This is a genomic window from Stenotrophomonas sp. YIM B06876, from assembly GCF_030711595.1.
Lineage (GTDB): Bacteria > Pseudomonadota > Gammaproteobacteria > Xanthomonadales > Xanthomonadaceae > Stenotrophomonas.
Genome location: NZ_JAUJUJ010000053.1, coordinates 1 through 10,831 on the forward strand (window position 1 = coordinate 1; position 10,831 = coordinate 10,831).

The 10,831-nt window shown below is 66.5% G+C and carries 8 protein-coding genes and 2 pseudogenes; 3 read left to right on the forward strand and 7 right to left on the reverse strand.

The window, feature by feature from the left end; all coding sequences use genetic code 11:
• A pseudogene (locus QZH66_RS13940) lies at nucleotides 1–277 on the reverse strand (DUF2339 domain-containing protein); the annotation flags it as partial.
• 158 nt (nucleotides 278–435) lie between these two features.
• Entirely contained in the window at nucleotides 436–1,437 is a 1,002-nt protein-coding gene (gap, locus tag QZH66_RS13945) for a type I glyceraldehyde-3-phosphate dehydrogenase (RefSeq protein WP_305806543.1), read from the reverse strand.
• A 206-nt stretch (nucleotides 1,438–1,643) separates the two neighbouring features.
• On the opposite strand from gap, the gene QZH66_RS13950 reads away from it, so the two are divergent.
• Nucleotides 1,644–2,270 (forward strand): OmpW family outer membrane protein, encoded by a 627-nt coding sequence (locus QZH66_RS13950; RefSeq protein WP_305806544.1) that lies wholly within the window; start codon nucleotides 1,644–1,646, stop codon nucleotides 2,268–2,270.
• A gap of 99 nt (nucleotides 2,271–2,369) precedes the next feature.
• Nucleotides 2,370–3,197, forward strand: a complete 828-nt coding sequence (locus QZH66_RS13955; protein ID WP_305806545.1) for a S1/P1 nuclease — start codon at nucleotides 2,370–2,372, stop codon at nucleotides 3,195–3,197.
• Between the two features lie 204 nt (nucleotides 3,198–3,401).
• Here the strand turns inward: QZH66_RS13955 and QZH66_RS13960 are convergent, their stop codons facing one another.
• A complete protein-coding gene (locus QZH66_RS13960) occupies nucleotides 3,402–3,674 on the reverse strand; it encodes a M56 family metallopeptidase (RefSeq protein WP_305806546.1) in 273 nt (90 codons plus the stop codon).
• 51 nt (nucleotides 3,675–3,725) lie between these two features.
• Here QZH66_RS13960 and QZH66_RS13965 point away from each other — a divergent pair, with 51 nt between their 5' ends.
• A complete protein-coding gene (locus QZH66_RS13965) occupies nucleotides 3,726–5,681 on the forward strand; it encodes an acetyl-CoA hydrolase/transferase C-terminal domain-containing protein (protein ID WP_305806547.1) in 1,956 nt (651 codons plus the stop codon).
• 203 nt (nucleotides 5,682–5,884) lie between these two features.
• Here QZH66_RS13965 and QZH66_RS13970 read toward each other — a convergent pair whose 3' ends face one another.
• From QZH66_RS13970 to QZH66_RS13985, 4 genes and pseudogenes are all read right to left on the reverse strand, one after another.
• On the reverse strand, nucleotides 5,885–6,487 hold the full coding sequence (locus QZH66_RS13970; RefSeq protein ID WP_345783848.1) for a hypothetical protein: 603 nt from the start codon (nucleotides 6,485–6,487) through the stop codon (nucleotides 5,885–5,887).
• A 256-nt stretch (nucleotides 6,488–6,743) separates the two neighbouring features.
• Complete coding sequence (gene tkt, locus QZH66_RS13975; protein WP_305806548.1) at nucleotides 6,744–8,753, reverse strand: transketolase; 2,010 nt, start codon at nucleotides 8,751–8,753, stop codon at nucleotides 6,744–6,746.
• Nucleotides 8,754–8,931: 178 nt separating this feature from the next.
• Nucleotides 8,932–10,266: a dicarboxylate/amino acid:cation symporter gene (locus QZH66_RS13980; RefSeq protein WP_305806549.1), complete on the reverse strand. Its 1,335-nt coding sequence runs from the start codon at nucleotides 10,264–10,266 to the stop codon at nucleotides 8,932–8,934.
• A 57-nt stretch (nucleotides 10,267–10,323) separates the two neighbouring features.
• A pseudogene (locus QZH66_RS13985) lies at nucleotides 10,324–10,831 on the reverse strand (protein BatD); the annotation flags it as partial.

Genomic DNA, 10,831 nt, shown 5'->3' on the forward strand with positions numbered 1-10,831 from the left:
CTGCCGGAGCGGCCGGCGCTACCGGCGAGGCTCCCACCACCGCCGCGACGGCTTGCTCCGCACGACCGGGATCGTCGGGTACGCCCGCGCGCAACGGCTGCGCTGCCGCATCGGCGGGGCGGTACGCGTGCTGCGCGTCCTTCGCCCGTTCAACGGCCATGGACGACTCCAGCAGGGCAACCCGGCGCTTCAGGCCGAATACCATCACCACCAGCGCGATCAGCAGCACCGGTATCGACAACACCACCAGCACCAGCAGGGTGAGCAATGCTTCCATTCCACCATCCATTGGAGTGCGCAAGGCGGCGGCGCCGTCGCGCGTACCCGCGCGGCCATGCTAATCGACCTGCGCCCTGATCCGGCAAGTCCCCGGCGGGCACGCATAAAAAAACCCCGGTCGCGGACCGGGGTTCTGCGGGCCGGATCAGCCGGCGCTTAGCCGGCCACGACCTTGACCATTTCCAGGCACTTGTTGGAATAGCCCCATTCGTTGTCGTACCAGGCCACCAGCTTGACGAAGGTGGTATCCAGTGCAATGCCGGCGTCGGCGTCGAACACCGAGGTGTGGGTCTCGCCGCGGAAATCGGTGGCCACGACCTTGTCTTCGGTGTAGCCCAGGATGCCCTTCAGCGCACCTTCGCTCTGCGCCTTCACTTCGGCGCAGATCTCGGCGTAGGTGGCTTCCTTCTCCAGTTCGACGGTCAGGTCGACCACCGACACGTCCGAGGTCGGCACGCGGAAGCTCATGCCGGTCAGCTTCTTGTTCAACTCCGGGATCACCACGCCCACGGCCTTGGCCGCGCCGGTGGAGGACGGAATGATGTTTTCCAGGATGCCGCGGCCACCGCGCCAGTCCTTGTTGGACGGGCCATCGACGGTCTTCTGGGTAGCAGTAGCGGCGTGCACGGTGGTCATCAGGCCACGCTTGATGCCCCACTTGTCGTTGATGACCTTGGCCAGCGGCGCCAGGCAGTTGGTGGTGCATGAGGCGTTGGAGACGATCGCCTGGCCGGCGTAGGTCTTGTGGTTGACGCCGTACACGAACATCGGCGTGTCGTCCTTGGACGGCGCCGACAGCAGCACCTTCTTGGCGCCGGCATCGATGTGCTTCTGCGCGCTGGCCTTGTCCAGGAACAGGCCGGTGGACTCGATCACCACATCCACGTCCACTTCGTTCCACTTCAGGTTGGCCGGATCGCGCTCCTGGGTCAGGCGGATCTTCTTGCCGTTGACCAGCAGGTGGCCACCCTCGACGGCGACATCGGCCTTGAAGCGGCCGTGCACCGAGTCGTACTTGAGCATGTAGGCAAGGTAATCCGGCTCGAGCAGATCGTTGATGGCCACGATCTCGATGTCGTTGCCGAAGTTCAACACCGCCGAACGCAACACATTGCGTCCGATGCGACCGAAACCGTTGATGCCGACCTTGATTGCCATTTTTCAGTAGCTCCTGCAGCCGCGTCCGGCGCGGCGGGGATGGGTAAGGGAGGGCCATTCTAGCAGTACCGGCCATGGCCACCGAGGCCGGGGACGGCCGCGGAGGAGTCGCCGCCCGGTGCAAACGCGCGTTTGATTCCGATCAAGGCGGAGATCCCCGCGGCAGCCAAAACTTGCGCCCGATCCCAATCGCAACGAGAGATTCCATGCGCAATACCCCGCTGTTCATGTCCACCCTGGCCGCCATTGTCGGCCTTGCCGCCGCCCCGGCGATGGCCCAGTCCAAGGGCGACTGGACCCTCGCGGCCGGTATCCACCAGGTTGCGCCGACGTCAAACAACGGCCGCCTTGCCGCCGGCACCCTGGCCGTGGACGTGGGCACCGACCTCAAGCCGACCATCGCCGGCGAATATTTCATCGCCGACAACCTGGGCATCGAAGTCCTGGCGGCGCTGCCGTTCAAGCACGACATCGCCATCGCCGGCCTCGGCCGTGTCGGCAGCACCAGGCACCTGCCGCCGGTGGTGTCGCTGCAATACCACTTCAACCGCGGCGGCAAGGTATCGCCGTTCCTCGGCGCCGGGCTGAACTACACCACTTTCTTCAGCGAAAAAACCGGCGGCGCGCTGGCGACCGGCACGCTGAAGCTCGACGACTCCTGGGGCCTGGCCGCCCACGCCGGGCTGGACGTCGCCGTAGGCGCCCGCGGCGCGCTGCGGGTGGATCTGCGCTGGGTCGACATCGACACCGAGGTGAAGCTGAACGGTGCCGATATCGGCACTGTCCATATCGACCCGCTGGTGTACGGCGCGGCCTACGTCTTCAAGTTCTGATCGGCCACCGGCGCCCTGCCTGCCCGGCGGGCGCCGGGCATGTGGTATCGGCCAGATCCGGTTAAGCAGGCGGTATTTGCCAACGGCTAGAATGCGCCGATGAAAATCCTCCGCTCCCTGCTGGTCAGCGCCAGCCTCGCCGTGGTCTGCACAACGCTGCCCACCGATGCCCTTGCCTGGGGCGCACAGGGTCACCGGCTGGTGGCCCGCATCGCCGAAACCGGGCTCACCCCGCAAGTCCAGGCCGAAGTCGACCGCCTGCTCGCCGGCGAACCCGATCCCACCCTGCATGCCATCGCCCCGTGGGCGGACGCGCTGCGGGCCAACGACCCGGACCTGGGCAAGCGTTCGGCCGGCTGGCACTACATCAACATGGGCGAGGACGGTTGCCACTACGTGCCGGACAGGCATTGCAGGAACGGCAATTGCGTGATCGAGGCGCTGAAGGCGCAGAGCGCGATCCTGGCTGACCGCAGCCGCCCCGACGCCGAACGCGCACAGGCACTGAAATTCGTGGTGCATCTGGTCGGCGACATCCACCAGCCGATGCACGCCGGCTACGCCCACGACAAGGGTGGCAACGATTTCCAGGTGCAGTTCAACGGCCGCGGCAGCAACCTGCATTCGTTGTGGGACAGCGGCATGTTCTACCAGCAAGGGCTGGACGATGACGCCTATCTGCAGCGCCTGCTGGCACTGCCGCCGCAGCAGCAAACCACCAGGTTGAGCCTGTCCCGCGATATCACCGCGTGGGCCGAGGACAGCTGCCGTGTCGCCATCGCGCCTGGCACCTATCCGAAAAAGCACACCCTCGATGCCGCCTATAGCGACGTCTACCGGCCGATTGCCGAGGCACGGGTACGACTGGCGGGCGAACATCTGGCTGCGCTGTTGAACACATTGCTCGACGCACCGCAGCGTCCCTGATCCCACTCTACGGGCCACGGCAACCGCCACGGCCCGTCCACTGTACCGNGTTGAACACATTGCTCGACGCACCGCAGCGTCCCTGATCCCACTCTACGGGCCACGGCAACCGCCACGGCCCGTCCACTGTACCGGTCACAAGCAGGCGGACCGGGAGCTTGGGCACTGCCTCCCAGCTTCATCAGGGCGCAGCAGGTCGCCGCCTCAGCGCGGCGCCTCACCCAGACGCACCTTCGCCTGCCCCTTCACGATCTCGAAGGTGAACGCATAGGGAAGCGTCACCGGCACCGCTTCCACTCTCACCGCACCGGTACAGTCGTCGGCCGCCACGGGCAGCATCACCGCGGCCAGCGCCACCGGCACCGCCAGCCACAGCAGATAGGTCGCACTGGCGCCCAGCCAATGCCGCACCGGACCACGCAGTACCAGCACCACCATGGCCGCGCTGCTGGCCAGCGTGGTCGCCCGCAGCGTCAAGCCTCGCCCCTGCTCCCGCTGCCTGAACACGCGTCCCGGTAAACTGCAGCCATGACCGCATATCTGGATGATCTCGACTCCGCGGTGGACTGGCTGCTGCAGCGCGTCGACGGTCCGCTGCGCATTGCCGCCCCGCTGGCACTGGGCAAACCCCACCGCCTGCTCAATGCGCTCTATACCCGCGTCGCACCTGATCCGTCGCGACCGCTGCAGCTCTACACCGCGCTGTCATTGAATCCGCCCGCCGCATCCGGCAACGGCCTGGAAGCCCGCTTCCTGCGCCCTTTCAACGAGCGCCACTTCGGCGCCGGCTTTCCCCGTCTGGCCTATGCCGACGCGATGCAGCATGACCAGCTGCCTGCGCATGTCCAGGTGGAAGAGTTCTACATGCAGTCCGGCGCGCTGTTGGGTTCATCGCAGGCGCAGCGCTGGTACACCAGCCTCAATTACACCCACGCCGCCGATGCGGTCGCCCAGCGTGCGCCACAGGTGATCGTGCAGAAGGTGGCCGCGCGCGAAGGCGACACGCAGCTGTCGCTGTCGTGCAACAACGACATCACCCAGGACACGCTCGATGCGATCCAGGCCCGCGGCCTGCCACGGCCACTGCTGATTGCCGAAGTCGACCCGCAGCTGCCCTGGCTGGGCGGCAGCGCAGCGGTGGAGCCGGATTTCTTCGACCTGGTCGTCACCCCGCCGGGGCCGTATCCGCCGCTGTTCGGGCTGCCCCGCCAGCCGGTCAGCGATGCCGACTACGCCATCGGCCTGTATGCCAGCACGCTGGTACGCGATGGCGGCACTTTGCAGATCGGCATCGGCACGCTGGCCGATGCGCTCAGCCATGCGCTGGTGCTGCGCCATACCGACAACGCCCGTTACCGGCAGATCCTGCACGCGCTGGACCCGGAACTTGCCGACCACCCGCTGGTGCGCGAGGCCGGCGGGCTGGGGCCATTCGAGATCGGCCTGTACGGCTGCAGCGAAATGCTCAACGAAGGCTTCCGCAAGCTGGTGCAGACCGGCGTCATCTGGCGCAAGGTGCACGATGACCCCGGCCTGATGCAGCGGCTGGCCGATGGCAGCGCCAGCAATGGCGACCACGCGCGGCTGGCGCGCGAGGGCGAGTACCTGCACGGCGCGTTCTATCTGGGCTCGAGCGAGTTCTACGACTGGCTGCGGCATCTGCCCGAGGCCGAATGCCGTGCCATCGGCATGCGCCGCATCAGCGAGATCAACCAGCTGTATGGCGGCAATGAGGTACTGGAACGGCTGCAGCGGCGCGATGCGCGTTTCTTCAACTCCTGCATGCTCGCCACCGCGCTGGGGGCCGCCACTTCCGATGCGCTGGATGACGGCCGTGTGGTCTCCGGCGTCGGCGGCCAGTACAACTTCGTGGCGATGGCGCATGCACTGCCCGACGCGCGCAGCGTGCTGATGTTCCGGGCGGTACGCGAAGATGCCGGCAAGCTGCAATCCAACGTGCGCTGGAACTACGCCCACACCACCATTCCACGCCACCTGCGCGATATCTTCATCAACGAATACGGCATCGCCGACCTGCGCAACCTCACCGACGAAGACTGCGTCATCGGCATGGTCGCCATCACCGATGCCGCCTTCCAACGGCCGCTGCTGCAACAGGCCAAGTCTGCGAAGAAGCTGGCGACCGGTTTCACCCCGCCCGCACAGTGGCAGCACAACCGCGCGGCCACCCTCGCCACCCGGCTGGCGCCGTTCCGCCGCGACGGCAGCCTGCCCGACTACCCGCTGGGCAGCGATTTCACACCCATCGAGCAGGATCTGCTGCGCGCCCTGACCTGGTTGAAGAGCCACACCGGCAGCGGCGCAGGCAAACTGCGTACCGTATTGGCCGCCCTGCGCCAATCCTCCGGGGTCCATGACGCGAGCTACCTGCAACGGATGCAGCTGGCTCACCCCAAGGGCCTTGGCGAACGGTTCAACGCCCGCCTGTTGCGACTGGCGTTGGCGCGAACGCGGCGGAACTGAACTTCGCCCCGCCCAAACGCAAAGATCAGGCCGGCAGTTCCAGTTAAAACGCCAGCCAGGTGATTCCGGCTGGCTGGCTCGCCCCAGTCCCGTCGGCCCTTGCAGGCCTCACGCTCAGCGCGCGCCGGGTGAGGCGCAACGAAGGCATGACGTGCTCCGTTATCGGTGGAACGCCGGCACCCAGCGCTTGGCTCGCCGCCAGCTCAGATTGACTCATCGACCACACGCACCAGTTGCCAACAGGGGCGCTGGACGAAGTAATAACTCTGCTGGTCGCTGGTATCCGGCGTGCGGATCAGCAGCTTCATGCTGCCATCGTCCTGGCGGGTGACGTCCATCTCCCGGCCCTGTCGCGGCAGCGCGGCCGGATCCGGCATCACCGGCCAGGTCACCTCGCGCAACGCGATCTTCTGGCTGACCAGTTGCGGCTCCGGTTCAGCGGCGGCGTCGATGTACTCACTGACCAGTGGATCGGCCACGGATTTCTCCTGCAGCGCGATCTCGTTGCCGAAGTGCGGCAGGAACGCCTCGAACGCCGGATACGGGCAGGATGCGCCGGCGCCAGCGGCGGGCGGGCCGGAGGTATCACCGGTTGCCGCCGCGGGCGCAGCGTGAACCGGTTCAGCGGCCGTAGACGCAGGCGTCGCGGTGGGCTGGCATGCGGCCAACAGGATGCCGAGCGAAACGGCGAGCATTGTCATTGAACGATGGGGAGACAACGGATCCTCCTGAGTCGTGTCGCGGCACATCGGGCCGATGGCCGTGAGACGGCAGGATAAGCCGCGCGCCAAAGCGATGACGCTCACAACGCCCGCACGCCGCAGAGTGAGTACAACAGGCACGATGCAGCACACGCATCCGGCGTGACCGCACAAGCGCACTTCATGTTTCCCGCAGGCACGTCGGACGCCCGCGATGGTGGCATGCCGCGCGTCGGCTTCTACAGCGCAAACGCCGCGCATTACAGGCGTGCTGCCGGCCCTGTTTCGCGCAGACGCGATATCGCGTCACCAAAGAAAAGGCCGGGTTTCCCCGGCCTTTTCCATTCAACCTATCTGCTGATCAACGCTTGACCTGCGCCCTGGCGGCGGCCACCACCGCTTCGACGGTAATGCCGAAGTGCTGGTACAGCTTGTCGGCCGGGGCCGAGGCACCGAAGGTATCAAGGCCGACCACCGCACCGTCCAGGCCGACGTAGGCCCGCCAGAAACCGGTGACACCGGCTTCCACCGCAACGCGGTTGCGCACGGCGTTGGGCAGCACGGATTCGCGGTAGGCCGCATCCTGGCGGTCGAACACGTCGGTCGACGGCATCGACACCACTCGGGTCCTGATGCCGGCCGCATCCAGCTCGGCCTTGGCGGCCATCGCCAGACCGACTTCCGAACCGGTGCCGATCAGGATCAGGTCCGGGTTGCCGCCCTGCGCATCGGCCAGCACGTAACCGCCGCGTTCGATCAGCTTGACCTGTTCGGCGCTGCGGACGTTGTGGGCCAGATTCTGGCGGCTGAAGACCAGGCAGCTCGGGCCGTCCTGACGGGTGATGGCCGCCTTCCAGCTGACCGCCGATTCGACCGCATCACACGGGCGCCACACATCGTTGTTGGGGATGTAGCGCAAGCTGGCCAGATGCTCCACCGGCTGGTGGGTCGGGCCGTCTTCGCCCAGGCCGATGGAGTCGTGGGTGTAGACATGGATGGCATGGGCCGGCACCAGCGCGCTCATGCGCACGGCGTTGCGGGCGTAGTCGCTGAACACCAGGAAAGTGGCGTCGAACGGAATGAAACCGCCGTGCAAGGCCAGGCCGTTGGCGATGGCGGTCATGCCGAATTCGCGCACGCCGTAATACACGTAGTTGGCGTTGGGGTCATCGCTGGCGACCGACCTGCTCGCCTTCCACAGCGTCAGGTTGGAGCCGGCCAGATCGGCCGAGCCGCCGACCATTTCCGGCAGCAGCGGCGCGAACGCCTCAATCGCATTCTGCGAGGCCTTGCGCGAGGCGATGCTCTGGCCATCGGCCTGCACCTGGGCGATATAGGCATCAGCCTTGGCAATGAAGTCTTCCGGCAGTTCACCATGCGAACGGCGGGTCAGCTCTTCGGCTTCGCGCGGGAACTGCGCGGCGTACTTGTCGAACAGCTGTTCCCACTCGGCCTGGCGCAGGGTGCCGGTGCCGCCGGCGCACCAGCCGGCGTAGATGTCGTCCGGAATCTCGAACGGGCCATGCGCCCAGCCCAGCTGCTTGCGGGTGGCTTCCAGCTCGTCCTTGCCCAGCGGCGCACCGTGGCTGGATTCCTTGCCGGCCTTGTTCGGCGAACCGAAACCGATCGTGGTGCGGCAGCAGATCAGGGTCGGCTTGTCGAACTGCGACAGTGCGCCATCGATGGCGGCCCTGATGCTGTCCGGGTCGTGACCATCGACGCCGCGCACCACGTTCCAGCCATAGGCCTCGAAACGGGCGGGGGTGTCGTCGGTGAACCAGCCGGCGGTGTCGCCATCGATGGAGATGTGGTTGTCATCCCAGAAGCACACCAGCTTGCCCAGGCCCCAGGTGCCGGCCAGCGAGGCAGCTTCGTGCGACACGCCTTCCATCAGGCAACCGTCGCCGAGGAACACCCAGGTGCGGTGGTCGACGATTTCAAATTCAGGGCGATTGAAGCGCTGTGCCAGCAGTTTCTCGGCCAGGGCGAAACCCACCGCATTGGCCAGCCCCTGGCCGAGCGGACCGGTGGTGGTCTCCACGCCGGGGGTTTCGTGCCGCTCGGGATGGCCGGCGGTCTTGCTGCCAAGCTGGCGGAACGCCTTGAGCTGTCCGATCGGCAGGTCGTAGCCGCTCAGGTGCAGCAGCGCGTACTGCAGCATCGAGCCGTGGCCGTTGGACAGCACGAAACGGTCGCGATTGAACCACTGCGGATTGTTCGGGTTGTGCCGGAGGTAATCGTTCCAGAGCACTTCGGCGATATCGGCCATGCCCATCGGCATGCCGGGATGGCCGGACTTGGCGGTTTCAACCGCATCGGCGGCAAGGAAGCGGATGGCGTTGGCCAACTGGCGGCGGGTAGGCTGCGTCATGATTCTGTCGGGATCGGGAGGCTCCCGCGGAGCTGCGGGCCGCACATTGTCCCACAGACCACCGGAGCGGTCAGACCGCGGCGGCGACCTTCACACTTCAGCAAGCGCTTTTTCCAGGCGCTGCGACGACAACGGCCGCGCGGTTGCGCGGCCGTGCAATGCGCGGCCTGGCGCCGCCTCATTCCTGTGCCAGGGCCACCGGAAGTGCGTCGCTGTCTTCCTTCTCCTCCACCTCGCCCTTGGCCACCAGCGTGGCCAGCGCCAGATCACCGGTGACGTTGAGCGCGGTACGGCACATGTCCAGGAAGTGGTTCACCCCGAGGATCAGGCCGATGCCGACCGGGTTGACCCCGACCATGGCGCAGATCAGCGCCACCACCGGCAGCGAACCGGACGGCACGCCCGCGGTGCCGATGCCGCCGAGGATGCACACCACCATGACCATGAACTGCTGGCCCACACTCAGGTCCACATTGAAGAACTGCGCCAGGAAGATCACGGTGACGCCTTCGAACAGCGCGGTGCCGTTCTGGTTGGCGGTGGCGCCGACGGTGAGCACAAAGCGCGACACTTTTTTCGGCAGGCCCAGCTTGTCGGCCACGCGCAACGCGGTCGGCAGCGTGGCATTGGACGAGGCGGTGGAGAACGCCATCACCGTGGCTTCCTGGGTGTCACGGAAGAACCGCAACGGCGACTTGCCGGCAAACTTCACCGCCAGGCCGTAGGTGACCACCATGTGCAGCGCCAGCGCCAGCACCACCACGCCCACATAGGCGCCCAGACGCACCAGCAGCTCGAAGCCGAAGATCGCCGCCAGGTTGAACATGAAGCAGGCCACCGCGTAGGGCGCCAGACGGATCACCAGCCCGATCAGGGTCATCGAGATTTCGAAGATGCCCTCGATGACGTGGCGCAGCGGCGCGATCTTCTCCTCCGGCGACATCACCATGCCCACGCCGAACATCAACGCGAAGAACATCAGCGACAGGATGGCGCCATTGTCCGAGGCCGCCGCGATGACGTTGCTGGGCACGATCGACAGCAGCATGTCCACGCCCTTGGGATGGTTGCCGATGCCGGCGACGATCTCGCGGCTGCGGTCGGCGTTCTCCTGCAGCAGCTGCGCCGCCATTGCCGGATCGACACCGGCGCCGGGCTGGAACAGATTGACCAGCACCAGCCCCAGCACCACCGCGATGCCGGACAGCAGCACGGTGTAGGCCAGCGTTTTCCAGCCTACCCGGCCCAATGCGCGGATATCGCCCATCTCCGAGATGCCCATGATCAGCGCGGAGAAAATCAGCGGCACGATCAGCATGAAGATCAGATTGAGGAACAGCGAAGACAGCGGGGTGGTGACGTAGCTGACGATGAACTGGCTGGCCGCCGGCAGCTGCGCCACATGCGGCCCCAGCGAATGGGCGAGCAGCCCCAACAGCAGGCCCAAGCCGAAGCCGATGCCCATTTTCCAGTGCAGCGGCATCTTGGCGGCGGGCGTTGCGGTGTTCTGCATAAGCGGAGTTCCTCGAAATAATGCAGCAGATTAGCAGACGGCCTTCACCGGCCGTCCCTACTTGCGTGCGGGATAGAGAGGGTCCAGCTCGGTTTTTTCCGCCACTGCCGGCTTGCGCCAACGCGGGCCATCATGGAATGCGGCGCGCAGTGCCAAGCGGACCTGCGCGATATCGCCCTCTCCGCCCCAGCGCCCCCGCTGCAAGCGCATTACCGCTGCGCGTTGCGGCGCATCCTGCAGCCGGGCGATGACGCCATCCACCTCGGCCACGCCGCCCATGTCGCACAGGATCCGCGCCACCTCGTCCAAGCCGCCGCTGTCGATGGCGCGACGCAGATCGGCAAGACCGTGGCGCGAAACCCCGTGTGCCGATGCGCTGGCGGGTGCGGGCAGGGGTGCCGGATGGCGCTGGCGCAACAGCGCCCACAACAGCGTCAGCAGCCACAGCAATGCAAACCCGGCGGCCAACCAGCGCCACGCTCCTGAACTGGCCGGCTCGCCGGCCAGCGGTGCCAACGCATCGCCGGCAGCGGCCGCCACCGCCGTTTGCGACGCAGCGGCGGTC

Excerpts from the sequence above, each read along its gene's own strand:
- gap (WP_305806543.1), bottom strand. The coding sequence starts at position 1,437 with ATGGCAATCAAGGTCGGCATCAACGGTTTCGGTCGCATCGGACGCAAT.
- QZH66_RS13950 (WP_305806544.1), top strand. The coding sequence starts at position 1,644 with ATGCGCAATACCCCGCTGTTCATGTCCACCCTGGCCGCCATTGTCGGC.
- QZH66_RS13955 (WP_305806545.1), top strand. The coding sequence starts at position 2,370 with ATGAAAATCCTCCGCTCCCTGCTGGTCAGCGCCAGCCTCGCCGTGGTC.
- QZH66_RS13965 (WP_305806547.1), top strand. The coding sequence starts at position 3,726 with ATGACCGCATATCTGGATGATCTCGACTCCGCGGTGGACTGGCTGCTG.
- tkt (WP_305806548.1), bottom strand. The coding sequence starts at position 8,753 with ATGACGCAGCCTACCCGCCGCCAGTTGGCCAACGCCATCCGCTTCCTT.
- QZH66_RS13980 (WP_305806549.1), bottom strand. The coding sequence starts at position 10,266 with ATGCAGAACACCGCAACGCCCGCCGCCAAGATGCCGCTGCACTGGAAA.